At 62.2% G+C, this 26115-nt stretch carries 29 protein-coding genes and 2 tRNA genes; 11 read left to right on the top strand and 20 right to left on the bottom strand.

Annotated elements, in window-relative coordinates:
• The first annotated feature begins 57 nt into the window (after positions 1-57).
• Together rhaI and ggt are read left to right on the top strand one after the other, a co-directional pair.
• Positions 58-1350, top strand: a complete 1293-nt coding sequence (rhaI, locus tag FJ934_RS14800) for an L-rhamnose catabolism isomerase (protein WP_140610345.1) — start codon at positions 58-60, stop codon at positions 1348-1350.
• A 286-nt stretch (positions 1351-1636) separates the two neighbouring features.
• Positions 1637-3376 carry a gamma-glutamyltransferase gene (gene ggt, locus FJ934_RS14790; protein WP_140610343.1) on the top strand — a complete coding sequence of 580 codons (1740 nt, stop codon included), beginning with the start codon at positions 1637-1639 and terminating at the stop codon, positions 3374-3376.
• Positions 3377-3444: 68 nt separating this feature from the next.
• Here ggt and FJ934_RS14785 read toward each other — a convergent pair whose 3' ends face one another.
• From FJ934_RS14785 to FJ934_RS14760, 6 genes are all read right to left on the bottom strand, one after another.
• Positions 3445-3780 (bottom strand): hypothetical protein, encoded by a 336-nt coding sequence (locus tag FJ934_RS14785; protein ID WP_140610342.1) that lies wholly within the window; start codon positions 3778-3780, stop codon positions 3445-3447.
• Between the two features lie 324 nt (positions 3781-4104).
• On the bottom strand, positions 4105-4539 hold the full coding sequence (locus FJ934_RS14780; RefSeq protein ID WP_140610341.1) for a hypothetical protein: 435 nt from the start codon (positions 4537-4539) through the stop codon (positions 4105-4107).
• A 33-nt stretch (positions 4540-4572) separates the two neighbouring features.
• Complete coding sequence (locus FJ934_RS14775; RefSeq protein ID WP_140610340.1) at positions 4573-4767, bottom strand: hypothetical protein; 195 nt, start codon at positions 4765-4767, stop codon at positions 4573-4575.
• Between the two features lie 99 nt (positions 4768-4866).
• A complete protein-coding gene (locus tag FJ934_RS14770) occupies positions 4867-5958 on the bottom strand; it encodes an ABC transporter substrate-binding protein (RefSeq protein WP_140610339.1) in 1092 nt (363 codons plus the stop codon).
• Positions 5955-7310 carry a sensor histidine kinase gene (locus FJ934_RS14765; RefSeq protein ID WP_246671512.1) on the bottom strand — a complete coding sequence of 452 codons (1356 nt, stop codon included), beginning with the start codon at positions 7308-7310 and terminating at the stop codon, positions 5955-5957. The genes FJ934_RS14770 and FJ934_RS14765 overlap by 4 nt, the downstream gene beginning before the upstream one ends.
• A gap of 22 nt (positions 7311-7332) precedes the next feature.
• Positions 7333-8010, bottom strand: coding sequence for a response regulator transcription factor (locus FJ934_RS14760; protein ID WP_140610357.1), 678 nt, complete (start codon positions 8008-8010; stop codon positions 7333-7335).
• Between the two features lie 252 nt (positions 8011-8262).
• On the opposite strand from FJ934_RS14760, the gene FJ934_RS14755 reads away from it, so the two are divergent.
• The 3 genes from FJ934_RS14755 to FJ934_RS14745 all read left to right on the top strand — a co-directional run bounded on the left by FJ934_RS14755 (position 8263) and on the right by FJ934_RS14745 (position 11378).
• A complete protein-coding gene (locus tag FJ934_RS14755) occupies positions 8263-9237 on the top strand; it encodes a tripartite tricarboxylate transporter substrate-binding protein (RefSeq protein ID WP_140610337.1) in 975 nt (324 codons plus the stop codon).
• A gap of 131 nt (positions 9238-9368) precedes the next feature.
• Positions 9369-9842 carry a tripartite tricarboxylate transporter TctB family protein gene (locus FJ934_RS14750; protein WP_140610336.1) on the top strand — a complete coding sequence of 158 codons (474 nt, stop codon included), beginning with the start codon at positions 9369-9371 and terminating at the stop codon, positions 9840-9842.
• A gap of 27 nt (positions 9843-9869) precedes the next feature.
• Positions 9870-11378: a tripartite tricarboxylate transporter permease gene (locus tag FJ934_RS14745; protein WP_140610335.1), complete on the top strand. Its 1509-nt coding sequence runs from the start codon at positions 9870-9872 to the stop codon at positions 11376-11378.
• A gap of 407 nt (positions 11379-11785) precedes the next feature.
• Here the strand turns inward: FJ934_RS14745 and FJ934_RS14740 are convergent, their stop codons facing one another.
• On the bottom strand, positions 11786-12682 hold the full coding sequence (locus tag FJ934_RS14740; protein ID WP_140610334.1) for a GntR family transcriptional regulator: 897 nt from the start codon (positions 12680-12682) through the stop codon (positions 11786-11788).
• Between the two features lie 158 nt (positions 12683-12840).
• Between FJ934_RS14740 and FJ934_RS14735 the strand changes: the two genes are divergently transcribed.
• The 4 genes from FJ934_RS14735 to FJ934_RS14720 all read left to right on the top strand — a co-directional run bounded on the left by FJ934_RS14735 (position 12841) and on the right by FJ934_RS14720 (position 16772).
• Positions 12841-13887 (top strand): ABC transporter permease, encoded by a 1047-nt coding sequence (locus tag FJ934_RS14735; RefSeq protein WP_246671511.1) that lies wholly within the window; start codon positions 12841-12843, stop codon positions 13885-13887.
• 2 nt (positions 13888-13889) lie between these two features.
• Entirely contained in the window at positions 13890-14675 is a 786-nt protein-coding gene (locus FJ934_RS14730; protein ID WP_140610333.1) for an ATP-binding cassette domain-containing protein, read from the top strand.
• Between the two features lie 88 nt (positions 14676-14763).
• Positions 14764-15684: a sugar ABC transporter substrate-binding protein gene (locus FJ934_RS14725; protein ID WP_140610332.1), complete on the top strand. Its 921-nt coding sequence runs from the start codon at positions 14764-14766 to the stop codon at positions 15682-15684.
• A gap of 74 nt (positions 15685-15758) precedes the next feature.
• The gene (locus FJ934_RS14720) at positions 15759-16772 is read left to right on the top strand and encodes a zinc-binding alcohol dehydrogenase family protein (RefSeq protein WP_140610331.1); all 1014 of its coding nucleotides are present in this window, start codon (positions 15759-15761) and stop codon (positions 16770-16772) included.
• 86 nt (positions 16773-16858) lie between these two features.
• On the opposite strand, the gene FJ934_RS14715 is transcribed toward FJ934_RS14720, so the two are convergent.
• From FJ934_RS14715 to FJ934_RS14700, 4 genes are all read right to left on the bottom strand, one after another.
• Positions 16859-17053, bottom strand: a complete 195-nt coding sequence (locus FJ934_RS14715; RefSeq protein WP_140610330.1) for a hypothetical protein — start codon at positions 17051-17053, stop codon at positions 16859-16861.
• Between the two features lie 313 nt (positions 17054-17366).
• Positions 17367-17645, bottom strand: coding sequence for a hypothetical protein (locus FJ934_RS28220; RefSeq protein ID WP_210241960.1), 279 nt, complete (start codon positions 17643-17645; stop codon positions 17367-17369).
• A 242-nt stretch (positions 17646-17887) separates the two neighbouring features.
• Positions 17888-17963, bottom strand: a tRNA-Phe gene (locus FJ934_RS14705).
• Between the two features lie 75 nt (positions 17964-18038).
• Entirely contained in the window at positions 18039-18332 is a 294-nt protein-coding gene (locus FJ934_RS14700) for a helix-turn-helix domain-containing protein (RefSeq protein WP_140610328.1), read from the bottom strand.
• 92 nt (positions 18333-18424) lie between these two features.
• On the opposite strand from FJ934_RS14700, the gene FJ934_RS14695 reads away from it, so the two are divergent.
• Positions 18425-19822, top strand: coding sequence for an alpha-glucosidase/alpha-galactosidase (locus tag FJ934_RS14695; RefSeq protein WP_140610327.1), 1398 nt, complete (start codon positions 18425-18427; stop codon positions 19820-19822).
• 87 nt (positions 19823-19909) lie between these two features.
• Here the strand turns inward: FJ934_RS14695 and yacG are convergent, their stop codons facing one another.
• The 9 genes from yacG to FJ934_RS14645 all read right to left on the bottom strand — a co-directional run bounded on the left by yacG (position 19910) and on the right by FJ934_RS14645 (position 25781).
• Complete coding sequence (gene yacG / locus FJ934_RS14690) at positions 19910-20107, bottom strand: DNA gyrase inhibitor YacG (protein WP_140610326.1); 198 nt, start codon at positions 20105-20107, stop codon at positions 19910-19912.
• A complete protein-coding gene (locus tag FJ934_RS14685) occupies positions 20104-20730 on the bottom strand; it encodes a Maf-like protein (protein WP_140610325.1) in 627 nt (208 codons plus the stop codon). Before FJ934_RS14685 ends, yacG begins: the two co-directional genes overlap by 4 nt.
• Before the next feature lie 23 nt (positions 20731-20753).
• Positions 20754-20972: a translation initiation factor IF-1 gene (infA, locus tag FJ934_RS14680; RefSeq protein ID WP_006200926.1), complete on the bottom strand. Its 219-nt coding sequence runs from the start codon at positions 20970-20972 to the stop codon at positions 20754-20756.
• Positions 20973-21171: 199 nt separating this feature from the next.
• Positions 21172-21642: a low molecular weight phosphatase family protein gene (locus FJ934_RS14670; RefSeq protein ID WP_140610323.1), complete on the bottom strand. Its 471-nt coding sequence runs from the start codon at positions 21640-21642 to the stop codon at positions 21172-21174.
• A complete protein-coding gene (locus FJ934_RS14665) occupies positions 21630-22115 on the bottom strand; it encodes a UPF0262 family protein (RefSeq protein ID WP_140610322.1) in 486 nt (161 codons plus the stop codon). Before FJ934_RS14665 ends, FJ934_RS14670 begins: the two co-directional genes overlap by 13 nt.
• Positions 22116-22121: 6 nt before the next feature.
• Positions 22122-23414, bottom strand: coding sequence for a histidinol dehydrogenase (gene hisD / locus FJ934_RS14660; RefSeq protein ID WP_140610321.1), 1293 nt, complete (start codon positions 23412-23414; stop codon positions 22122-22124).
• 7 nt (positions 23415-23421) lie between these two features.
• A complete protein-coding gene (locus tag FJ934_RS14655) occupies positions 23422-23856 on the bottom strand; it encodes a DUF2948 family protein (protein WP_140610320.1) in 435 nt (144 codons plus the stop codon).
• A 327-nt stretch (positions 23857-24183) separates the two neighbouring features.
• On the bottom strand, positions 24184-25476 hold the full coding sequence (murA, locus tag FJ934_RS14650) for a UDP-N-acetylglucosamine 1-carboxyvinyltransferase (protein WP_140610319.1): 1293 nt from the start codon (positions 25474-25476) through the stop codon (positions 24184-24186).
• Positions 25477-25604: 128 nt separating this feature from the next.
• The gene (locus tag FJ934_RS14645) at positions 25605-25781 is read right to left on the bottom strand and encodes a hypothetical protein (protein ID WP_140610318.1); all 177 of its coding nucleotides are present in this window, start codon (positions 25779-25781) and stop codon (positions 25605-25607) included.
• 161 nt (positions 25782-25942) lie between these two features.
• On the opposite strand from FJ934_RS14645, the gene FJ934_RS14640 reads away from it, so the two are divergent.
• Positions 25943-26017 (top strand) — tRNA-Thr (locus FJ934_RS14640).
• Positions 26018-26115: the final 98 nt, after the last annotated feature.

Below are 26115 nucleotides of genomic sequence, written 5' to 3'. Positions count from 1 at the left end.
GTGCCGGCAGGCGGATGAGGGGCGGCGCCAGCCGTACGCATTCTGGGAGGAACAGCAGTGTCCGAAACCATCATCTCCGCGGACATCGTCGAACGGGACAATGCGGCGCGCAAGGCCGACCTCGAGCGCGACTACGCCTCGCTCGGCGAGCGGCTCGACCGGCGCGGCATCGGCATCGACGCCATTAGGGACAATGTCGAGAAATTCGCCGTGGCCATCCCGTCCTGGGGTGTCGGCACCGGCGGCACGCGCTTCGCGCGATTTCCCGGCGCCGGCGAGCCGCGCGACATCTTCGACAAGATCGAGGACTGCGCGGTCATCCAACAATTGACGCAGGCAACACCGACCGTGTCGCTGCATATTCCGTGGGACAAGGCCGATCCGAACCGGCTGAAGCAGGCGGCCTCGCGCTTCGGCCTCGGCTTTGACGCGATGAATTCCAACACCTTTTCCGACGCCAGGGACCAGAAGCTGTCCTACAAATTCGGTTCGCTGTCGCATGCCGATGCAGGCACGCGCCGCCAGGCGGTCGAGCACAATCTCGAATGCATCGAGATCGGCAAGACGCTTGGCTCCAAGGCGCTGACGGTTTGGATCGGCGACGGTTCGAACTTCCCCGGCCAGGTCAATTTCGCCAAGGCCTTCGAACGCTATCTCGATGCGATGAGGCAAATCTACGCCGGCCTGCCGGAAGACTGGAAGCTGTTGACCGAACACAAGATGTACGAGCCGGCCTTCTATTCCACGGTCGTGCAGGACTGGGGCACCAACTACATCATCGCGAAGGAACTCGGCGACCAGGCCTTCTGCCTTGTCGACCTCGGCCACCACGCGCCCAACGTCAACATCGAGATGATCGTGTCGCGGCTGATCCAGTCCAGGAAACTCGGTGGCTTCCACTTCAACGATTCCAAATATGGCGACGACGATCTCGATGCCGGCTCGATCGATCCCTACCGGTTGTTCCTGGTCTTCAACGAGCTGGTCGATGCCGAATTGTCCGGTGCTGAGGGTTTTGACCCCGCCCATATGCTCGACCAGAGCCATAACGTCACCGATCCGATCGAAAGCCTGATGCTGTCGGCGGTAGAGGTGCACCGCGCCTATGCGCAGGCACTGCTGGTCGACCGCAAGGCGCTCGAAGGCTATCAGGACAGCAACGATGCGCTGATGGCGACGCAGACGCTGAAGGCGGCCTACCGCACCGATGTCGAGCCGATTCTCGCCATGGCGCGGCTGAAGACTGGCGGTGCCGTCGATCCCGTCGCGGCTTATCGAGCGGCGGGCTACCGCGCCAAGGTCGCGGCGGAACGTCCGGCGGTCGCCGGCGGTTCCGGCGGGATTGTGTAGTCAACTTCTTCTCTCTCGACCCGACGGGCGACGGCAGCGCTTGAGCACCCCCCCTCTGTCCTGCCGGACATCTCCCCCGCAAAGGGGGAGATCAGCAGCTTCGCCGAAGGCGCTGTTCCTGCAACGGCGGTGATTGGCGAAAGCGACGGCGACATCCACTCTCGCCCCTGCGGAGGAGATGGCCGGCAGGCCAGAGGGGGCGTCGAGGATCGCCAACTGTCACAATTGGCTGGACTCACCAATCCCAACGGTCTTTCCTAAGCGTCCTTACGCCCGGAGACCCGACATGCATCTTACCCGCCGGACCCTGATCGCGGCCAGTCTTTCACTGACCTTTGCCTTCGTCCCATTCACAACCGTTTTTGCCGCCTCGCCGGTACCCGCCAGGGGCGAGAACGGCATGGTGGTAACGGCCCAGCATCTGGCGTCAGAAGTCGGCATCGACGTGTTGAAGAAGGGTGGCAATGCCGTCGATGCGGCGGTTGCCGTCGGCTATGCCCTTGCGGTCGTCTACCCCAATGCCGGCAACATCGGTGGCGGCGGCTTCATGACCATACGCTTCAAGGACGGCAAATCGACCTTCCTCGATTTCCGTGAACGCGCGCCACTTGCCGCGACCAAGACCATGTATCTCGACAAGGAGGGCAACCCCGTGAAGGGCGCCAGCCTCGATGGCTATCTGGCGGTCGGCGTGCCGGGTTCGGTGGCCGGTTTCGAGATGGCTCGCCAGAAATACGGCACCTTGTCCAGGCAAGAGCTGATGGCGCCGGCGATCAACTATGCCAGGGACGGTTTCGTCCTCAATCAGGGTGATGCCGCCTCATTCGCCGGCAGCGCTGAACGGTTGGCGAAGGACCCCGCAGCGGCGGCCATCTTCCTCAAACCCGATCGCAAGCCCTATGGCATCGGCGAGAAGCTGGTCCAGCCCGACCTTGCCGCCTCGCTCTCGGCCATTTCCGACAAAGGCCCCGATGCCTTCTACAAGGGCGCCATCGCCGACGCCATTGTCAAGGCGAGCGGCGCCAGGGGCGGCATCCTGACCAAGCCGGATTTCGAACAATACGTGGTGCGCGAACTGAAGCCCGTGACCTGCAATTACCGCGGCTACGAGATCACCTCCTCGCCGCCGCCAAGTTCCGGCGGCGTTATCATCTGCGAAATCCTCAACGTGCTCGAGGGCTATCCACTGTCCTATCTCGGCGCCGGCTCGGCAGAGACGGTCCATGTCATGGTCGAGGCGATGCGCCATGCCTACGTCGATCGTAATTCAGCCCTTGGCGACCCCGATTTTGTCGACAACCCGGTCTCCAAACTGCTGGACAAGGCCTACGCCAAGAACATCCGCGACAAGATCGACCCATTCCGGGCCGGCGTTTCGAAGGATCTGATGCCGAAGGGCTTTGGCGAGTCCAAGGAAACCACGCACTATTCGATCATCGACAAGGACGGCAACGCGGTCGCGGTCACCTACACGCTGAACGGCTCCTTCGGCGCCGGCGTCGTCGCCGACGGCACCGGCATTCTGCTCAACAACGAGATGGATGATTTCACCCAGAAGCCCGGCGTGCCCAATCTCTACGGCCTGGTCCAGGGCGAGGCGAACGCCATCCAGCCGAAGAAGACGCCGCTGTCGTCGATGAGCCCAACCATCGTCGCCAAGGACGGCAAGCCGTTCATGGTCATCGGCAGCCCGGGCGGCTCGCGCATCATCACCATCACGCTGGAGGCGATCGTCAACGTCATCGATCACGGCATGAACATCCAGGAGGCGGTCGACGCGCCGCGCATCCACCACCAATGGCTGCCCGACACGGTCTATGTCGAACCGTTCGGCCTGTCGCCCGACACAGAAAGACTGCTGGCCGGCATGGGCTATCACCTCGAGCTCAGCGACCAGACCTGGGGCCAGGCGGCCGGCATCCTTGTCGGCGGCAAGAGCCTGGCGGAAATCGGGAAGGGGGGCGGCGCGCGCTACAATGGCGCCATCGACAGCCGCGCCGCATCGGGCGAGGCGCTCGGATATTGATACCCGGGGTGGCTTTCGATCGAGAGCCTACGGGTCAGCCGCTTTTGGTCTGGAGACCGGCAGGGCTGTCACGTTACCAGGGTGATGGTCGATGCGATAAGCATCAGGGCGGCGATGCCGACGAACAGCGCGTAGATGCGCGGCCGGTCCAGCAGAAGCGCGTTTCCGGAAATCCAGGCCGACGTGGCGCCGCCAAGCGCGAACAGGAAACCGTTGCGATGGCCGAAGGTCATCGACGCGGCCATCAGCCCGCCAATGATCAAGGCGCCGAACACGATGATCACGGCGACCGCGTATCTCTCGAAGTCATTGCCGCTGCCCATGGCCGGCCCGATCGCATTCAGATTCGGCAGGTCGTCCGGATCGAACGACCCGTATTCGTCTTGCCCCATGGATTCTCGCATCACTGGTTCTCCGCTGACCGGCAACAAACCATCAACACTTGCCGAGTGCAACCCGATCGCGCGTCCCTCTCCGCGTTGACCGTCATCTTCAACACGTTCCGGCCGCTCTTGTCACCGATTTTCCGGCTGTCTGGCTCGAATGCAACAGGCGTCTGCGCCCGGATTGCACGCCGCCATCCCATTCCTTTTGGGCCGTGTCAGCGGAGAAGGATGGTGCCGTTGATGAATTCAGCGCCGGCAGCCTTTTCGCGGCTGCGGCGGGGAGTCGCAGCGCTGCCGGTCTATGCCGGCCCGAGTGCTGATTTGCGGTTACGTGGCGTGACTCTACCTGGCGGGCTGCAACGCGAACAATCTGGCCCCGTTCTCCTGGCCCTGCTCGACATAGCCGATGATCTTGAACCACCGCCCGACATCAGGCCCCTGCAGCCAGCTGCGCGAATGGACGGGCAGGTTGCCGGCGAGCGCCTGGATATGCCTGATATGCCGTTTGCAGAAGCGAACGGTGGAGCCACGGAAAAAATCGTCCTGCGCGGCGAACAGCGTATCGGCGGCGTCGCTGTTTTCATGCCAGGCGATGATGGCCACGGCCTTCTCGCCCTCGACAAGCGCGTGCGCCCGGCCTTCCTTCAAATTCATCATCAGATTGTCATAGGCGACCTTGCTGTCCTTGCCGGCCGCCGCGTATTCGTCCGACATCCGCTTGGATAGGCCATGAAAGACATCCTCGAGATCCCCGAGCGTCGCTGCACGTGCTCTCATTTCACCTCCTGCAGCCCCGGCAGCGAGTTTGCCCTAGGGATCGCACATCACCAAGCAAATTGAATCCGCTAAGGGCCTGATGAGAGCAAAGTCGTTTTCAGCGAGCCAGGCCGAGGTGGCGCAGCCAAGCACATCGGTCAAAATGGACTCGGCCCGTTCGTGCTGTATGGAAAATGGTCGTTTGCCGAGAACGTCGCGGGCAAATCGACGCTGGGCAAATGCGCTCACGATCTGTGCTTCTACCGTCGCTTTGAAGCTGCCGCGCGCCGAGGTGCGAGCTGGAGACGGGAGCTCCGACTGGGGTACGTGGCCTCAAAGAGCACGGCATCAACGCTGTGGATGTTCTCCGATGTGTCTGCGCCAATCCTCGATGAATGTACTTCGCTGGATTTCGTCCTGTGCGGCAAGAAGCGCCGGGCCGATGCGGATGGGGCGGCCGATCCCTGAGTCCATCAATGCCTCGGGTCCGTCGACCCCGACGGGCAGGGGGGCGTCCTCGGCAAAGAAGAACGAAGCGTCCTTCGCCACCTGCCGGCCGCGAGCCGACAGGAGATAGTCGAGGAACCGCTTACCGAGACCTGGATGGGCCGCAGCAGCGGGAATCAAGGCGCCCCGCGACAGGATAAGCGCGTAGTCCCGGGGCAGCACGATGCGCAGATCTGGATTGGCGAGCGCCGCCGCATAGGCGTAGGAGCCGAGCACGTTGTAGGCGATGCTGATCCGCCCCGCTGCAAGCTCGCCAAGCACTTCATTGTTGCAGCAGCGCACGATGGTTTCTACGCGGCTCAGAGCTTCGAGCAGTCGCCCGTTTGCTGTAGGCGCCTGGCGGGAATCGTAGAATGCCAAAAGGTAGCCGATGCCGGAAGCCTGAATATCGTAGGTTCCTATGCGTGCGCGGTAGGCGTCGGGCTTGCGGCGCAGGAGTTCCAGGAGCGCGTCGTGACTTCTCGGCACATCCTCGGGCGGAACCCGGCGCCGGTCGTAAACGAACACGACGGGTTCGAATGTGAAACCGAAAACCTCGTCCCGCCAATTCCCCCAGTCTGGCACACTCCGTGTTTCAGGCGAGTCGTGCCGTTGGGCGCAGCCGTCGTTGGTGAGCCGAACCAACTGGTCGACCGACGAGGAGAGGAGGATGTCAGCCTCGGAGGTCCCCGCTCTGCATGCGTCCCGTGCCTCGCGGAAAAGATCGTTTGTGACATAGTCTACGTAGTCGATCCGGATGTTAGGGTTGAGTGCCTGGAAATCGCGCAGCAGCGGCCGCATGGCCTCAAGATCCGTCGCCGCGTGGATGACCAGGCGGCCCGCCTCCTTCGCTGTCGCGGGAAAAGTCTCGCTTTCACCTTCGATGGCGCCGGCAAGGGTCGGGACCAGCCAGGCGAGCCCGGCGAGCGCGAGGGTGCGGATGTGCGCTGTCATGGCTGCCCTCGCACGAGCGGCAATTCCAGATAGACACAAAACGGCTCGTTTTCAGATCGCTCGCGGAAACCGAGCTGGCCACGCAGGACCGTCGCGACTTCCGACGCGATGGCGAAACCGAGCCCCGAGGACCCGCGCGCGTCAGGGCTTCGCGAATAGAAGCGGCTGATGATATTCGGCCAATCAGCCTCCTTGATCCCCGGTCCATCGTCGATCACCTCGATTCGACCGAAATTTTCTCGTTGGCGCACACGCACCTCCAGTCTGGCGGTCGCGCCATGACGCAGCGCATTGTCGATCACATTGACGATCGCCTCGCGCAGGCTGAGCATGTCGCCCATCGCCATGAGGTCTTCATCCGCGGGTTCGAAGGAGACGATCATGTCGGGATCCACCGTGATCGGGACGGCGTTGCGAAATGCCATGCGTGCGACATCGTTCAGCGAGACGGGCACGAGCTGGACTGAGTCGAAGCGGTGGATCACCATTGCATGGTTGAGAAGCTGATTAGTGAAGCCGGTTAGTTCGATGGTGCGGCTTTGAACGCGCTTCAGGTGACGGCGATCTTCCGGCGCAAGCCTCTGCTCGTCTATCAGGCTCACCTGGGCGGAAAGCGCCGTCAGCGGCGTGCGGATCTGGTGGGCGCTGTCGGCGATGTAGCGCTGCAGCAGTTTAATGCGCTCGTCAAGGCGGATGATGAAGTAGTTGATGGACGTCACGAAGGGAGACAGTTCGTCGGGCACCGCGACAGTGAGGGGTGTAAGATCCTGCGGGTCGCGCTGCCGGAGCGCGGCGGCGAGGTCATCGACTGGTCGCAGCGAGTAACGCACCGCCAGCGCTGTCCCGGCGACGGCAAAGAGGCTCATCAGCGCGACCAGCATCGTCGCCCGCGCCGTCAGCTCCGAGGCAAGCGCATGGCGGGCCTCGACGGTCTGTGCCACGACGACATAGGCCCAGCCCGGCCCTTCGGGCATGCTCATGGCGTGCGACACGGTTACGGTGCGCACCGGGGCGCCCAGATAGGCGTCATCGCCGAAGATGGGGGCGGCGCGGCTCGCGGAAAGGTCCGCCTCGGCGGCCAGGTCGGCATAGCCGGTCAGGGTCGCGCCCGAAGGATCGATGACCCTGTAGAAGATGCGGTCGTCATTGGCGAGCCCGAGGATTTCGAAAGCCGAGGGCGGAAGGACGAAGCGGAGATTTCCGTCGGCGACGCTGAGGCTCTCGCTCATCTGGAAGGCCGCGCCGAGGAGCAGCCGGTCATAAGCATCGTCGGCGGCGGCGCGCGCGTAAATCCAGGCGGCGGTGATGAGCGTTCCCGCACCCAGCGCCAGAACGACGCCGACGCGCCGCATGAGGCGGGAGAATAACGAACTTCTATGCGGCATCGTCGGAGACCAGTTGATAGCCGCTGCCCCTCAGTGTGACGATCCGCGCGCGCGCGCCTTCCAGTTTCTTGCGCAGGCGCCCGATATAAAGTTCGATTGCGTTCTCGCCCGCGGCCTCCTCGAAGCCGAACAACTGGTCCAGCAGTTCATCCTTGCTGAAGACCTTGCCGGGGCGCGAAGCGAGGATCTCGAGCAAGACGATCTCGCGGCGCTTAAGCTGGATCTCGCGCTTGCCTACCATCACATTGCGGTTGGCGCGGTCGAGGCTGATATCGCCGCAAACGATCACGTTGGTCGGCTCGCCGCCGCTTCGCCGTCGCAGAAGGACACGCGCCCTTGCCTCCAACTCGCGAAAGTCGAAAGGCTTGACCAGATAGTCGTCGGCGCCGAGATCGAGCGCGCTGACCCGGTCGTCCACCTCGGAGCGGGCCGTCAGCACGAGGACGGGGACGCCGCTCCCGGACTGGCGCAGCTTCCTGAGAATGGAGAAGCCGTCGACGCCGGGGAGCATGACGTCGAGGATGACGAGGTCGTATTCGGTGAAGCTCAGGATTTCGGATGCGGCAACCCCATCGGTCTCCCAGTCGACGGTGTGGCCCGTCTGCTGAAAGCGCCGGCTAATGGCTTCGCCCACGTCATGAGTGTCTTCGACCAAGAGAATACGCACGCGCCATGATCGCATGGGTCCGTGCCGCCAACAAGTTGATGAAGGGACGCGCTCACAGCTGCGGCAAAGGCGTGACAGGATGGTGACAGGAACGCGGGCTAGTGTGATCGTGCCGGCCCGGTGGAGAGCGAAGGGGCCGGTCGGGGAGGAAATCGGACATGTCCACTGATACGCCAGGCCCAATGGCCTGATGTAGCAGTCGGCGTGCGGAATTTTCTCGCCACCGCTCAAAATCCCCGTGGGAGGAACCCTATGAAGCAAGTTTTCAGCAGTGCCCTTTTTGGCGCGGCGATGGCCGCTCTGGCATTTGCAGCATCCGCACAGGCGGAACCGACGAAGCCGGAATGCCTTGCCGGCGCCAAGCCCGGCGGCGGCTTCGACTTGACCTGCCGACTTGCGGCCAATGCTCTGCTCGAGACGAAGCAGATTTCCAAGCCCATGGCCGTCACCTACATGGAAGGCGGAGTCGGTGCCGTCGCTTACAACCACGTCATCGGCAAGCGCGGCAAGGACGGCAACGTGATCACCGCGGCGTCTTCCGGATCAGCGCTGCTCCTCGCCCAGGGCAAGTTCGGCCAGTATGATGAGAACGCCGTGCGCTGGCTCGGTGCGCTCGGCGCCGACTATGGCGTGCTCGTCGTCGCGGCGGATTCGCCCTACAAGACACTCGGCGAACTGGTCGAGGCCTACAAGGCCGATCCGGCTAGCTTTGCAATTGCCGGTGGCGGCGCCGTGGGCTCGCAGGACTGGATGAAGGGTTCACTGCTCGCCAAGGCGGCCGGCCAGGAGCCCAAATCCATGCGCTATGTCGCGCTTGAAGGCGGTGGCGCGGTTCTGACCGCCCTCGAAGGCGGCCATGTGAAAGTCGGTTCGGGCGATGCGGCGGAGATGGTCAAGCACCATGTTGCCGGCAAGGTCCGCATCCTTGCGGTCATGTCGCCGGAACGTCTGCCGGGTGATCTTGCGAATGTTCCGACCGCCCATGAACAAGGCTTCGACATCGATTGGCCGGTCTGGCGCGGCTACTATGTCGGCAAGGACGTCTCGGATGCGGATTACGACTGGTGGGTGGATGCTTTCAAGAAAGCTTCCGAAACGTCGGAATTCGCCAAGGAGCGTGAAGCGCGGGGCCTGTTCGAGTTCACCCTGCTTGGCAAGGACTTCGAGGAGCGCGTGAAGACGGATGTCGCCCGCTTCAAGATCCTCGCCAAGGAAGCCGGCATGTAGTGCGACGCCCTCGCAGGCTCCCGTCAAGACACAAGGCGGACGACCCTCGCCATCGGCATGCCGATGGCGAGGGCGGAAAGCGAGGAAGGCAGCGGACAGCGGCCGCGGCCTCGGAAAATAAAGGAATACCCATGTCGGATGAATCGCATCCCTCTCCGCGGGCCGTGCAGGTGATCGGCCGCGGCGCCGCCATATGTCTGCTCGCGCTTGCCGTCGCCTACGGTATTGGCGGAAGCGTCATCGAATACTCCTTCTCCTCCGATCCCCTAGGCCCGCGGGTCTTTCCCATAGCGCTCGCCGTGGTGCTCGGCCTGCTTGCCGTCTGGTATTTCTTCTCGCCTGGCTCCGCGGAGGGGTTTCCGTCCGGCGCTCTGCTTGCCCGCGTGCTCGCGCTGCCGGTTCTCCTGGTCGTTTCCGTCGTCCTGTTCGAACCGGCAGGCTTTGCCGTTTCCATTTTCGTCCTAACGCTCGGCTCCGCACTTATCTTCGGAGCGTCGCCGGGTAAGGCGCTCATCGGAGCGGCCGGCCATGCCACCCTCTGGTGGGTCGTCTTCTCCTACCTGCTGGAAGTCTACCTGCCGTCCGGCACGCTCTTCGGACGCTGAGGCAAGGTCGGATCGGAAAGGTTAATCATGAACCTCGAATATCTCTGGCAGGGTTTTGCGGTCGCTCTGACCGGACAGAACCTGCTCATCGGCTTCATCGGCTGCTTCATCGGTACGCTCGTCGGCGCACTGCCAGCCATTGGCCCCATCAACGGCATAGCCCTGCTGCTTCCCATTGCCTATACGATGGGCCTGCCAGCGGAGAGCACCATGATCCTGCTCGCGGCGATCTATTGCGGCGCCGAATATGGCGGCCGCATTTCCTCGATCTTGCTGAATGTGCCAGGGGATGCCGGCGCCGTCATGACGGCAATGGACGGCTATCCCATGGCCCGCCAGGGACGCGCGGGAGAAGCACTCGCCCTCTCCGGCATCGCCTCCTTCGTGGGCGGCATACTCGGTTCCATCGGCCTGGCGCTGTTCGCGCCCCTGCTGGCCGGTCTGGCGATCGGTTTTGGTCCCGCCGAATACTTCGTGCTGATGATGTTTGCCTTTGCGACGCTGGGTTCGATGGTCGGCAGCTATCCTGCAAAGACGCTCATCGGCTGCACGCTCGGTCTGATGCTGGCAACGGTCGGTCTCGACGCCACGTCTGGCGCCTACCGCTTCACCTTCGACGAGCCCGAGCTTGGCGACGGCATCGAGTTCGTGGTGCTCGTCATCGGCTTGTTCTCGATCTCCGAAGCGCTGATCATCCTGGAAAACCAGGGGCGTGGCATGACTGTAATCCGCGAACTGGGTCGGATGACCGCACGCATGAGCGATATCGTGAAGTGCACCGGCACGACCTTGCGCAGCTCGCTCATCGGCTTCGTCATCGGTGTTCTGCCGGGCACGGGCGCCTCGGTGTCGAGCGCCATCTCCTACACGACGGCCAAGCGCTTGTCCGATACCGAAGGGACCTTCGGCAAGGGCGACGTGCGTGGTCTCGCCGCCCCCGAAGCGGCCAACAACGCGACGGCCTGCGGCGCCTTCGTGCCTATGTTGACGCTCGGTGTTCCCGGTTCGGGCACCACCGCCGTCATGCTTGGCGCACTGATGCTCTACAACATCCAGCCGGGCCCTATGCTACTCACCGAACGGCCCGAGATCGTGGGCGGTCTCGTCGCCTCGCTCTTTGTAGGCAACCTGATCCTGCTGGCGCTCAACCTTCCGCTCGTGCAGATATTCGCTCGCGTCCTGACCGTGCCGAACTGGCTGCTCGTGCCGGGCATCTTGGTCCTGTCGATCGTCGGCGTCTATTCCACTCACTCGTCGGTCTTCTCGATCTTCCTGATGATGAGCATCGGCATGGTGGGTTGGCTCCTGCGTAAGGCGGGCTTCGAGATGGCGCCGATCATCCTCGGCTTCGTACTGGGCCGGCTGATGGAGGTGAACCTGCGCAATGCTTTGGCGATCAGCGGAGGTGATCCGTCTATCCTCTTCAGCAGTACCATCTGCAACCTGCTCTGGGTTCTGGCCGCGGCCGTCGCCATCGTGCCTTTCTACCTGTCGCGGCGTTCCCGCCGGCGCAAGATGCTGATGGCCACCGAATGAGGGGGCCGCCAGGCGAGCGGCGCCTTACTGCCTGGCGCGGACTGGCACGTCCCGATCAAGGTGTGGCGATATTCTGGGCCGCGCCTCAGCCCGAATTGCGTAGGCAGTGACCCGGCCGACCATGCGCTTCGTGCCGGTGAAGACGCGCCCGAGCAGCAGAGTTGCACCGAGTTCCGTTGATGCTCGACCCGTCAGCTCACGCGGATATCGAACCGTTGCGGTCCATCTGTCCGAGTTCGGGGTTGGGCGCCGATGGGCGGAACGGGATCGAGCAACTGCTTGCCGTCGTCAATGACAACAATGGCAAGCATACCGGCCAGCGCGCGGGTGGGAATCTGTCATGTGTCAACCTTTGGTCTCCAGATATTCCACAGATACCCCGTTGCCATTCAATGGGCCGGTTTCCATCATTCATTAAGTCCAATCAGCGAACGTATCAGCGTTGCTCTTGCCGAAGCCAGATGCGCTTCGCAGGCTCGCTCAATTTGCTCGGAGTCGCGGCTTTCAAGGGCGTCGATATAGGCGAGATGCTCAAGGATCGCCGCTTGGTTGCGCTGCTTTTCGTCCCGCTTGTTCCACTGATAGTGGTAGTGAAAAATGAAGGTAATGATGTCATAGAAATCGTCGATAAAGCGGTTCGGCGAAGCTTCGTTTATGAGCCGATGAAACCGGTTGTCGAGACCGGAGAAGTCGTGAAAGCGGCTTTCAATCCGCTTCAGCAGTTCGGTATGCGCGCTCTTGAGCGCGGCGAGTTTTCCCCACAGAGGAGAGTTGTCAGGCTGCCTCGAAAACAAATGCGCCGACCGTAACTCGAACATCACCCGGATCTCGAACAGCTCGAGGGCGAAGTCTTCGGTGAAGCCCTTGAATAGCCAGCCGGTATTCGGCCTTTTTTCGAGCAATCCAAATCGGCTAAAGCGAATGAGGAACTCGCGAATTCCATTGGTCGCAACACCGAATTGCCGCGCAAGCTCGAGTTCGTTGATGCTGGTGCCGGGTCTGGTGTCACCCCGCAGCATCCACTCCATGAACTGCTGTTCGACGTGCTTGGCTCGGGACGTGGTTTCGTCGTCGGGGTAGTAGTCGCTATCCTCCACCGCGCGGCCCGCCGTCCTGACGCCGCCGCGCTCGGCGACAAGTTGGCGGTGAGCAAGTTCCTGCAGAACCTTTCGGACGGTCGTGCGGCTCACTCCCACTCGGCGTCTGAGCTCATTTTCGGAGGGCAATTCGCCCGCCAATTGTCCATCGCGCAGCATGGTGGCGACGCGGTTGAAAGCCTTCTTGTAGACGGTGTCGGTTCGCATCGGACTTGCCCTCTCAGCAACCTTGTCCTTTTTGCGTGAACTTTATCCATAAAAAACAACTTGACCAAGTGGGGTTGATTGTTTTTTATCGATAAGAGGAAGCTGAAATACAGCCTTGGTTCTGACGCCTTACGCAAAGCCTGGGCGGGGAGGGGGTTTTGCCCAAAACGGAAAGCACCAGCACCGCTGTTGGCAAAGCCTCGCTACTGGGGTCGAAGAAGCCGAGAACCGGTCCTGGCTTGGCGCTCGGACTGGCATTGCTCAGCGCTGGCCCGGTCATCATATTGCTGTTGCTGATCGCGGTTCTCGGTTTCCTGTCACCCTATTTCCTGACCGGGCGCAATCTCAGCAATATCCTCGGCCAGACCGCCGTCATCTCGGTTGTCGCAATGGGCCAGCATTTGGTGATCCTCACACGCGGCATCGACCTTTCGGTCGGATCGAACGTTGCACTGGCTTCCGTCGTCGGCGCCCTCAGCTTTCATGCCGGCGCTCCCGCCATCGCGGTTATCGCGGTGATGGTTGGCTGCGGTGCGGCGGTGGGCGCCATCAACGGGCTCTTCTACGTCTTCGGGCGGCTGCCGCATCCTTTCATAATCACCCTGGCAACCTTGAGCATCGCCAAGGGCTTGGCGCTTCAACTGGCCGATGGGCGCGCCATTCCTGGAATGCCGGATTCGATAGATGCGCTGGGGCGCGATGCGGTCTGGGGTCTGCCTGGCTCAGTCTTTGTCGTTGCAGGTGTTGCCGCGGTCCTTTTCACTGTGGCCAAGACGATGGTCTGGGGGCGGTGGATTTACGCCGTCGGCGGTCGACCCGACGCCGCCTTGCGCATGGGCATTCCCGTGTCCTGGGTCCTGGTCTCGGTCTATGTGGTCTCAGGGCTGTGCGCCGGCATCGGCGCGGTCATACTCGCCGGCCGCACCGACGCCGGTTCTCCCTTGTTCGGCAATCTGCTTGAACTGGATACGATCGCGGCGGTGATTATCGGCGGTGCCAGTTTTCTCGGCGGCCGTGGCCATCTCGGCCATGCCCTAATCGGCGCCATCATGATTGGCGTCATCCGCAACGCACTCAACCTGCTCAACGTCAACGTCTTCTTCCAGCTCATCGTCATTGGCGTGGTCATCGTGATCGCGGTCGAGTCCGACGTGCTGCGCAACTATCTCGAAGGACGTGTGCGTGTCATGCAGGCTGGGAGGTAGTGATGAGCGCCGTTGCGACCAATGCCGATCGGACCGCCATTGCCGACCAACCCGTGCTGGCCGTACGCGGTGCCACCAAGCATTTCGGTTCGGTTCTGGCCCTGGACGACGTCAGTATTGAGGTGCGGCGAGGCGAGATCGTCGGCCTGCTCGGTGACAATGGCGCGGGCAAATCGACGCTGACCAAATGCATCAGCGGCGTGCACCAATTCGATGCCGGCGAGATTGTCCTGGACGGTGCGCCGACGCAGATACGCTCCCCCGCGGATGCGCGCTTCGCCGGCATCGAGACCGTCTACCAGGATCTGGCGCTGTTCGACAATCTGACGCCGGGACAAAATTTCTTTGCTGGTCGCGAGCTGGCCTGGCCGCAATGGCTTCCGCGCGGCTTGCGATTTCTGCAGCAGCGCAGGATGGACGCCGAGACCCGTGTTCTGTTGGCAAACCTCAAGGTTACGCTACCTCGATTGGATGCCGTCGTCGCCATGATGTCCGGGGGACAAAGGCAAGCCATCGCCGTCGCCAGGTCCACCGTATTTGCCCGCAAGGTGGTCATCCTGGATGAGCCGACCGCTGCACTCGGTCTGCGTGAATCACGCCAAGTGCTCAATCTGGTTGCTGCGCTCCGCGACCAGGGCAATGCCGTGATCCTGATAACTCACAATATGGAGCATGTCGTCGAACTCGCCGATCGCGCCGTGGTGCTTCGCCAGGGCCGCAAGGTCGGCGAGTTGGTGCCGACCAGGCACAACAAACAAGAGCTGGTTTCCATGATCGTTGGAGCCTGATCCGTTCGAGATTTTGGGGACCGTTGCGGCCCTCAAATGCCTGAGGCCTTCCCCACCGGGAGGCGTCTCAATTCAAGGGAGGAATGGAATGCCAATCAACCGAAAACTGTTTGCAGGGATCGCTATCGCGGTCGTGTTTGCGCTGCCGGCTTCGGCAGCAGACAAGATCAAGATCGGCCTGATCACCAAATTCCCAGTGCCGTTCTATTCGACCATGGAACAGGCCGCCAAGAAATACGCGGCCGCTCATCCTGAAATCGAGCTGGTTACCGGCCAGGGTCAGGCCGCGACCGACATTGAGGGCCAGATTGCGCTGATCGAGTCCATGATCACGCAAGGCGTCAAGGGCCTGGCTGTCACTCCGGTCGACCCGACGGTTGCGCCGGCGCTCGACAAGGCGGTCGCTGCCGGCATCAAGGTGGTTCTCGTCGACAACAGCATTCCCAACTGGAAAGGTCAAACAGCACTGGTCTCGACCAACAACCTCAACGGCGGCAAGATCGCCGGGGAGTACCTCAAGACCGTGCTGAAGAGTGGCGACAAGATCGGTATCCTGCAGGGCGTTCCCGGGGTGCCGGCACTGGACGACCGCGTCACCGGCATGATGCAGGGGTTGGGCGACGTCAAGGTCGACGTTGTCGGCAAGGGCGCAACCAACTGCACGCTCGAACTTGGCACGTCGGTGACCGAAGACATCCTCACCGCCAATCCCGATCTCAAGGCGATCTACTCGGCCTGTGGCCCGCCAATCCCAGGCGCCGTCAAGTCGATCAGCAATGCGGGCATGGCCAATCATAAGATCATACTGGTCGGCTTCGACGCCTGCTGCGGCGAGATCGAAGCGATCAAGTCGGGTGCGGAAGACGCCAGCGTTGCACAATTTCCGGCAAAGATGGGCGAGCTTGGCATCGATACTGTGGTCAAGGCGATCCGCGGAGAGGCCGTCGACGCCAATGTGGACACCGGCGCTGGCCTCGTGACGCCGCAGAACGTCAAGGACTTCGAATAAGCTCCCACACCTTGGCCCGGCGGTCTTGTCAACCGCCGGGTTCTTTTTGGAACACTCCAAGGAAGGTGATCCGCATGAAAGCGCTCGTTTGCCGACGACCCGGCGAACTGATCTTCGAAGATCGCTCCCCACCCGGCCCGCCGGGGGTAGGATGGGCGCTGGTCAGCATCAGCCATGTCGGTATATGTGGCACCGATTATCACATCTTCGAAGGCAAGCATCCCTACCTGGCCTATCCACGTGTCATGGGGCATGAACTCGCAGGCACGGTGACTGCGATCGGGGAAGGCGTCCCTATCCGCATCGGCGAACGCGTCGTCGTAAATCCTTATTTTGCTTGCGGCAGATGCATAGCCTGCCGTCATAACAAGCCGAATTGCTGCGTATCGATCGAGGTGTTGGGCGTTCATCGCGACGGCGGTATGTGTGAAGAGTTGCTCGTGCCTGCCGACAATCTCTATCCGATCGGAGGATTGTCGCTCGACCATGCGGCGGCGATCGAATTCCTGGCCATCGGTGCCCACGCGGTGCGGCGCTCCCAACTTGCCGCCGGGAAACGTGCTCTGGTCATCGGCGCAGGCCCTATCGGACTCGGCACGGCGCTATTTGCACGTATTGCCGGCCAGATAGTGACGATCATGGACGTCCGCCGGGAAAGGCTCGATTTCGCCGAAGGTCAACTCGGTTTCCCCGTTATCGATGGACTTTCGTTGTCGCCCGCCGACCTGGTGCGGGAGCGAACCGATGGCGAGTGTTTCGACCTTGTTTTTGATGCGACCGGCAACAGGGCGTCGATAGAGGCCGCTTTCGCTTATGTGGCGCATGGGGGAGCCTTGATAATGGTCAGCGTCATCAAGGAGGAGATCAGCTTTTCCGATCCCGAATTCCACAAGCGTGAGATGATGTTGATGAGCAGCCGCAACGCGCTTCGAGTCGACTTTGACCACGTCATGGCGGCAATGCACGATGACACCGTTCCTGTGGCCAAGCTTATAACGGACCGCACGACCCTGCGCGACAGCCTCCGCGATATCCCGCATTGGGTCCACCAAAAGTCGGGGCTTATCAAGGCGGTGATAGCCGTTTAGGCTGTTCACTGAGGCACCCCAACACACAAGGGAAGCAAAAGTCGTCCGAACCATCCGGTTGGCAATGGCCGCCATCAATGCCTCGTTCACCAAGGTGTCCTGGGAACTGTTGGCGGCCGGCAGTTGCGTGGGACGCGGGAAGACCAGCATGCCGACTTCCACGCGGTCATGGCCGCGACCACCAGGTCCTGGACCAGCCCGCCGAATGACTCCAGCATGTTGAGCCGCAGCTTGCCGGCCTGCACCCATGTGCCGGTCATCAGCTTGAAGTCGTCCGCCACCCGCCCGTCGAAGACAAGGCCACGGTCGACTCGTTATTCAAGCAGAAGTAGATGGCAAGACTTTCGGCAAATTTGGGCTTCTTATGGCTGGACCTGCCACTGCTGAAGCGTATAGCGGCGGCTGCTCAGGTGGGCTTTCGCGCTGTCGAGTTGCACTGGCCCTACGACACGCCAGCCGAGGAGGTCCGTGCTGTCTGTGCTGAGTATGGGACGACGCTGCTCGGGTTGAATATGCCAATGGGAGAGGTAAGCAGAGGTGAGTTCGGTTTGGCTGCCCTGCCTGGCCGCGAACAGGGTGTTCGGCAAGCCGGGGTCACATACGCGGACTGATGAACGCGCCGGCCAACATCAGCGCATTGAAGGGGCTGACCACGCCGGAAACGGCGGTGGCGGCTTCCGTAAATATTGGACCAGCCATCCAAACCAAGGGAATCTGATCATAACCTTCGGCACCATCGCCACCCGGGCTGGAACGCTCGGCCTTCCTTATCTCGGCCTTGCTTATCTTGCCAGCGCAGGCCTTATTTCGGATATCTTCGGCTGAGAAGCGTGGCGACGTTTCGGCGAGGCGTTTGGCATTCCCCAAATTCATACCAACAGGCACTTAGATACCAACAAATATACCAACAACTGCTCACGTTGGACCAGTTTTGGCCCAGCGCTTAGCACGCGCTCAATTGTGGCAAAACGAGAGACCAAGCGAAATTCAGCTTCGCTATGGTTTGATGAGGCTTTGGCAGTTCGCCAATAAAAGAAAACTTGGATTGCGAAATGCGGAATCGAAGTAAACGCATAAGTTATTGAAATGCGACGGAAAAATCTTAAAATAAGTGATGGTGCCCAGAGGCGGATTCGAACCACCGACACGCGGATTTTCAGTCCGCTGCTCTACCAACTGAGCTATCTGGGCCTGTTCCGGCTAACGAATAACTCGCGCTCCGGATTTCACGGGAAGCGCCGTGGGCGCCCCTTGAAAGCGCGTGGGTTATAGCATGGGAATCCAGCCTGTCCAGCGCCTAGATGTGGATTTCCTGCAGGAAAAGAAATGCTGCCCGATGGGCTGCTTTCCGTGCCATGCGTGCGCCTGTCTGGCGCTTGCCAGTCCCTTGCGGAAGTTGGACCGCGCCATGCCGATCAGCTTGCGGATGGATTTGTTGAAGGTGCTGAGCGAGCCGAAGCCCGGGTTCATCGCAATGCGCGGCACGTTGGCGTCCTGGTGCACCAACAGCGCCGGCGCGCGGTTCAGCCGCAAGAGCTCGATATGGTCATTGAGCGTCATACCCGTCGCGCTTTGCCCGGCTGAACTCGAGCGGCTGGACGGCGGCAGCCTGCACGCATAAGGCTATGCTTGAACATATGCCGGAGGTTGGCGTGGCCAGACATCCCAGGATCACTTTCATCGGCGCCGGCTCGACCGTGTTCACGAAGAACATCGTCGGCGACGTGCTGCAGCGGCCAGCCCTTTCAGGCGCGACGATCGCGCTGATGGACATCAATCCGCAGCGGCTGGAAGAGAGCGCCGTCGTCGTCAACAAGCTGATCTCGACGCTCGGCGTCAAGGCGCAGGCCGAGACCCATTCCGACCAGCGCAAGGCGCTCGCCGGCGCCGACTTCGTCGTCGTCGCCTTCCAGATCGGCGGCTACGAGCCGTGCACCGTCACCGACTTCGAGGTGCCGAAGAAATACGGCCTGCGCCAGACCATCGCCGATACGCTCGGCGTCGGCGGTATCATGCGGGGCCTCAGGACCGTTCCGCATCTGTGGACAATCTGCGAGGACATGCTGGCCGTCTGCCCGCAGGCGATCATGCTGCAATACGTCAACCCGATGGCGATCAACACCTCGGCGATCGCAGAGAAATATCCTGACATCAGGCAGGTCGGGCTGTGCCACTCGGTGCAAGGCACGGCGATGGAACTGGCGCACGATCTCGACCTTCCCTACGAGGAGATCCGCTACCGTTCGGCCGGTATCAACCACATGGCCTTCTATCTCGATTTCGAGCATCGCCAGCCGGACGGTTCCTACCGCGACCTCTATCCCGACCTCATCCGCGCCTATCGCGAGGGCCGCGCCCCCAAGCCGGGCTGGAATCCGCGCTGCCCCAACAAGGTGCGTTACGAGATGCTGACGCGGCTTGGTTATTTCGTCACCGAAAGCTCGGAGCATTTCGCCGAATACACGCCCTATTTCATCAAGCAGGGCCGCCCCGACCTGATCGAGAAATACGGCATTCCGCTCGATGAATATCCCAAACGCTGCGTCGAGCAGATCGAGCACTGGAAGGGACAGGCGCAAGCCTATCGTTCGGCCGACCGCATCGAGGTCGAACAATCGAGGGAATATGCCTCCTCGATCATGAATTCGGTCTGGACGGGCGAGCCGTCGGTCATCTACGGCAATGTCCGCAACAATGGCTGCATCACTTCGCTGCCGCGCGATTGCGCCGCCGAAGTGCCATGCCTGGTCGATGCTTCCGGCATCCAGCCGACCTATATAGGCGGCCTGCCGCCGCAACTGACGACGCTGATCCGCACCAACATCAACGTCCAGGAACTGACGGTGCGCGCGCTGATGGCTGAGAATCGCGAGCACATCTACCATGCGGCGATGATGGATCCGCACACATCAGCCGAGCTCGATCTCGACCAGATATGGTCACTGGTCGATGATCTCCTGGCCGCCCACGGCGATTGGCTGCCGGCCTGGGCGCGCACAACAGCGCCGCGCGTCCATCTTGGACGCGCAAAGGACGCGGTAGCACTTTGATTTTGCGCATGATCCTTTCCGAAAATCGATTTTCGGGGTCAGGCGCCGCCCGCGAGACCGGGGCGGCCTGACGGTGCGATCCCAGCCCTATTTCGGCTCGTCGGCGTCGGGGTCTTCCTCGTCGTCGCGGGCGGAGATGACATAGGCGCCCTTCAGCCAGCGGTTGAGGTCGATGTCCTTGCAGCGCTTCGAGCAGAATGGATAGGTCTCGCGCGCCGACGGCTTGCCGCATTCGGGGCAAGGGCGCTTGGGCCGCAGCGGCGTCACCTTGTCGTCGAGGCTCATGGCCGCGCGGACTGCCAGCTTTGATGGATCTTGAAGCCTTCGCCGGAAAGCAGCGCCACTGTCTCGTAGAGCGGCAGGCCGACGATGTTGGTGTAGGAGCCGACGAGCTTGACGACGAAGGCACCGGCGAGGCCCTGGACGGCATAGCCGCCGGCCTTGCCGCGCCATTCGCCCGAGGCGACATAGGCATCGATCTCCTCGCGCGGCAGCCGCTTGAAACGCACCCGCGTCTCGACCAGCCGCTGGCGCAGCTTGCCGCCCGGCGTGATCAGGCAGATGCCGGAATAGACCCGGTGCGAACGGCCGGACAACAGCCCGAGGCAATTGGCGGCGTCATCCAGTGTTTCGGCCTTGGGCAGGATGCGCCGTCCGACCGCGACCACCGTGTCGGCGGCCAGCACGAAGCTTGGCGCATAGTCCGTCTCGGTCTTCAGCGAGGCAAGCGCCTTCTCGGCCTTTTCCTGGCACAGGCGCTTGGCCAGTGAGCGCGGATGCTCGGCACGCAGCGGTGTTTCGTCGACATCGGCGGGCAGCACACGGTCCGGTTCGATACCGGCCTGCTGCAAGAGTTCGATGCGGCGCGGGGAACCCGAGGCAAGCACCAGCTTGTGCAAAATGCTCATTGCGTTCCGGCCGGGCCTTGATCTTACTTGAAGCGGTAGGTGATGCGGCCTTTGGTCAGGTCGTATGGCGTCATCTCGACCAGAACCTTGTCGCCGGTCAGCACGCGGATGCGGTTCTTGCGCATGCGGCCGGCCGTATGGGCGATGATCTCGTGTTCGTTTTCGAGCTTCACCCTGAACATCGCGTTGGGCAACAATTCCGTCACGACACCAGGAAACTCGAGGACTTCTTCCTTCGGCATTCGATACCTTTGCTTGGATGGCAGTTCCGGCGCCTAGAGCATGATGCCGAAAAGTGTGAAGCGGTTTTCGGACAACATCATGCTCTACTCTTTGACCTGGAGGCGGATTCGGATTTCAGGTCGAACAGACCCCAAATCATCCGACTCCAGCCGGAATTTCGGCGGAACCTATATGATAATCGTGCGCTTGTGAACACGCTTAATCCGTCGCGTTTTTTGCTTCTGGAAGCAAAAAACGTCGGCTTATGCGCAACTTCAGCCGCTCGCGCACATCGCGATAGGCCGCCATGATCTGTTCGCGCGTGCCGTCGGCATCGGTCGGGTCCGGCGTCGGCCAATATTCGACCTCGACGGCGAGCGAGCGGGTGAGCTCGAGCGCGGCGTGGTGCGCCTCCGGCGCCAGCGTCACGATCAGATCGAAATAGTCGTCCTCGAGATCGTCCAGCGTCCTCGGGTGACGGTCGTCCAGCGACAGGCCTTCCTCGGCAAGCACGGCATCGACGAACGGGTCGCGCTCGCCGGCGCGCACGCCGGCCGAGGCGACGAAAACGGTGGCGGGCAGCATCCGGCGCGCCAGTTGCTCGGCCATCGGCGAGCGCACGGCATTCATGCCGCACAGGAACAGGATCGAGCGGGGCAGGGCGCCGGGTGCCAGGACTAGCCCCGCCAGTGCAACACGCAGACCAGCGTGAACAGCCGTCGCGCCGTGTCGAAGTCGATGTCGATCTTGCCGGAGAGCCGGTCCATCAGCGTCTGCGAGCCCTCATTGTGCAGGCCGCGGCGGCCCATGTCGATCGCTTCGATATGGCTCGGCGTCGAGGAGCGGATCGCGTCGTAATAGCTTTCGCAGATCATGTAGTAATCCTTGACGATGCGCCGCAGCGGCGTCAGCGACAGGATGTGGGTGACCACCGCGGTGCCGTCCTCGCGCGCCACGGCGAAGACCAGGCGCTGTTCGGCCAGCGACAGTTTCAGGCGGTAGGGGCCCGTGCCGCTGTCATTGATGGGCTGGAAACTGTTCTCCTCGATCAGGTCGAAGATCGCCACCGCCCGCTCATGCTCGACATCGGGCGTCGAACGGCCGATCGATTCATCGAGTTCGACATCGATCAGTTTTGCGCGGGTTTGATCGGAGCCCGTCATATCGGCCTACATGTTCAACCGTATGGCGACGGAGCGGCCATGCGCATCGAGCCCTTCCGCCTTGGCGAGCGCGATCGCCGCCGGCGCCAGAACGCGCAACTGCTCCGGTCCAAGTCTGAGCACCGAGGTGCGCTTGACGAAGTCGAGCACCGACAGGCCCGACGAGAACCGCGCCGAGCGTGCGGTCGGCAGCACGTGATTGGAGCCGCCGACATAATCGCCGATGGTTTCCGGTGTGTGGCGGCCGAGAAAGACGGCGCCGGCATTGCGCATCCGCGACAGGAAGCCTTCGGCATCGTCGATGGCCAGCTCGACATGCTCGGCCGCGATGCGGTCGACCAGCGGCAGTGCGGCCTCGATGGTCGGAACTTCGATCACCGCGCCGAAATCACGCCAGCTCGCCGCGGCCGTCTCGCCGCGCGGCAGGCTCTGCAACTGGCGTTCGACGGCCCGTTCGACCGCCTTGCCGAAGGCCGGATCGTCGGTGATCAGGATCGATTGCGCCGATACATCGTGTTCTGCCTGGGCCAGCAGATCGGCGGCGATCCAGTCCGGATCGTTGTCGCCGTCGGCCACCACGAGCACCTCCGAGGGGCCGGCGATCATGTCGATACCGACCGTGCCGAAAACCTGCCGCTTGGCCGCCGCCACATAGGCATTGCCGGGGCCGACGACCTTGGCCACCGGACGGATCGTTTCGGTGCCATAGGCAAGGGCCGCGATCGCCTGCGCTCCGCCGACCCGGTAGATTTCGGAAACGCCTGATATGTCGGCCGCCACCAGCACCAGCGGCGGTATGGCGCCGCCGGAGGCAGGCACGCAGATGGCGATGCGTTCGACGCCGGCAACCTTGGCCGGTATGGCATTCATCAGCACGGAGCTTGGATAGCTTGCGGTGCCGCCCGGCACATAGAGGCCGACGGCTTCGATCGCCGTCCAGCGCCAGCCGAGCTCGACGCCCGCGCCATCCGTGTAGCGATTGTCCTTCGGAAGTTGCTGCTCATGATAGGCGTGGATCCGGTCGCGCGCGAATTCCAGCGCCTTTATCGTCCCCCTATCGGCGCCCTCATAGGCGCTGGCGATTTCTTCCTTCGTTACGGCAATGCCGATGCTTTTGAGGTCGGCGCGGTCGAATCGGCTGGAATAGTCGATCAGCGCCGCGTCGCCCTCGGCGCGTACCCGCGCGATGATCTCGCGCACCGCGGCCTCGACGTCGGCGGACACTTCCCGCTTGGTGGTGAGGAAGGCGGCGAAACGCTGCTCGAAATCGGCGTCGGAGTGGCGAAGCGTGATGGCCATGAGACGCTCAAGCCCTGTGCACGGGACGTGACGTGGCTTCCCACGCGCCGCCGATGTCGGCAAGGCGGGCCTCGATGCACTCGACATCGAGCATGATGGTGCCGCCGCCTGAAAAGATCAGCTCGACGATGCCCGCGGGCTTGCTGATCTCGATGAAGCTGATGGCCAGCAGGGACAGCACCTCGGCCGGCTTGTCGCGGGCAATGCCGTTGGTCTTGGCGCCCAGCACCCGGTCGAAATGCAGCACCGCCTGGCGCCGCTCGTTATGCTGGCGAAACAGGCCTGACTTCGCCTCCCAGACGAAGCGGTTCATGGTCAGCACGAAACGCTTGGCCGACGGCAGATATTGGAGGTCGGAAACTTTCATCACGGCATCCTGGACATGGGCCGAGACGATGCCCAGGTCCTGGTCGTCGAGCGCGATAAGCTTGAGGGCATTCATGCGGATTTCGCACCTGAAAGTTGACTGTTCAGCCTTCTGTTAGAGCATGATCCCAAAAAGTGGAAATCGGTTTTTGGCAAAGATCATGCTCAGACAAAACAGGCTCTAGGCGGTCTTTTCGAAGCACGCAACCGCGATAGGGGTTCTGCGCCAGGACAATCGCCTCAGCTTTGCATTGCCCCTCATCGTCCTGCCGGGCACTTCTCCCCCGTATAGAGACGGGGAGAAGGACGCATCTCGATCGCGGATGCCGACAGGCAAATGAGGGCGGCGCCGACGCGACAATTGCCCATTAGACGCCGCCTTGAAGCGGCTGCCTTGGGCTCCCTAAGCGGAAATCCGCTCGATCACCGCGCCGCAATTGGACAGCTTTTCCTCCAGCCGCTCGAAGCCGCGGTCGAGATGGTAGACCCGGTTGACCGTGGTCTCGCCTTCGGCCGCCAGGCCGGCGATGACCAGCGACACCGAGGCGCGAAGATCGGTCGCCATCACCGGTGCGCCTTTCAGCTTGGCCACGCCGTCGACGATCGCCGTCTGGCCGGAAAGCGTGATGTGGGCGCCGAGCCGGGCCAGTTCCTGGACATGCATGAAGCGGTTCTCGAAGATGGTCTCGGTGATGCGCGACTTGCCTTTGGCCATGGTCATCAGGCCCATGAACTGCGCCTGCAGGTCGGTCGGGAAGGCCGGGAAGGGCGCCGTCGTCACGTCGACAGGCGAAATGCCGGCGCCATTGCGCTTAACGCGGATGCCGGAATTGGTCTGCGTGATCTCGGCGCCGGTCTGCGAAATCACGTCCAGCGCGGTCTGCAAAAGCTCGGGGCGCGCGCCTTCGAGCACGACGTCGCCGCCGGTCATGGCGACCGCCATGGCATAGGTGCCGGTCTCGATGCGGTCGGGAATGACGCGCACGCGGGCGCCCGACAACGCTTCGACGCCATCGATGGTGATAACAGGCGTGCCGGCGCCGGAAATTTTCGCGCCCATGGCGTTGAGGCATTCGGCGAGGTTAACGATCTCGGGTTCGCAGGCGGCGTTTTCAAGCACCGTTTCGCCCATGGCCAGCGATGCCGCCATCATCAGCACATGGGTGGCGCCGACCGACACCTTCGGGAACACATAGCGGTTGCCGACAAGGCGGCCATTGCGGGTCTTGGCGATGACATAGCCGGTGTCGACGTCGATGTCCGCGCCCAGCGCCTGCAGGCCTTCGAGGAACAGGTCGACCGGGCGCGTGCCGATGGCGCAGCCGCCCGGCAGCGACACCTTGGCCTCGCCCATGCGGGCCAGCAGCGGCCCGATCACCCAGAACGACGCCCGCATCTTCGACACCAGCTCGTAAGGCGCCGTGGTGTCGACGATGTTGCGGGCCGAGAAGTTGATGGTGCGCGAATAGCCCTCATTCTGCTTCTCGCGGCGGCCATTGACGGAATAGTCGACGCCGTGATTGCCGAGGATGCGGATCAGCTGCTCGACATCGGCCAGATGCGGCACGTTTTCCAAGGTCAGCGTGTCGTCGGTCAAAAGCGAGGCGATCATCAGCGGCAGGGCTGCGTTTTTCGCGCCCGATATCGGAATGCTTCCGGCAAGCTCGTTGCCGCCGACAATTCTGATGCGATCCATTGGAGAACGTCCCTCTCGGCCAAAAAGGCCGCTTCAATCGTTTGAGTGTCGGCCCGTCTAGACCATCGGCCGGTCTGGTTCAAGAAATAGGATTTCGCCCGCTGCGCCCCAAGAATGGCCGATTTGAGTTAATCTTTTTGCATTTCCTTGGAAGCGGTGAGCCCGTCCGGCCGCTGGTCGGCCTCGCCGGTGCGGCGCGAGCGCGACTGCGCTTTGCGCTTCTGCAGATTGGCGCGCAACTGCTCGGCAAGCCTGGTTTTGCGGTCCGTGCCGCTGTTTTTCGGTGGAATTGTCTTGCCGCTCATCGTCCCGTCCCGGCCGGCGACCGGCCAAACCGATATTCAGGGATAGCCAAGATTGTGGCGCCGCCATGTCATTGAAAGCTATCCGGCAAAGGCTTTCACAGAAGCGTTGTTCTTGGCCTTGCGCTTGTCGGTTCGATATGGCAGAAGCCCCGCCATCGGCGGCTGCGGTAGCTCAGTGGTAGAGCACTCCCTTGGTAAGGGAGAGGTCGAGAGTTCAATCCTCTCTCGCAGCACCAGTCTATCTCCGAATCCCGAATTTACCCGCTTTGACGCCGGCGTGCGTCGCACCAGCGCTGTTTGGCGCCCGCGATCCTGCCCGTCTGCCTTCCTCGCG

The sequence above is a fragment of the Mesorhizobium sp. B2-4-12 genome (assembly GCF_006441575.1).
Classification (GTDB): Bacteria; Pseudomonadota; Alphaproteobacteria; order Rhizobiales; family Rhizobiaceae; genus Mesorhizobium.
The sequence above is the reverse complement of the archived record's forward strand: the minus strand, read 5'-3'. Positions and strand labels throughout refer to the sequence as shown.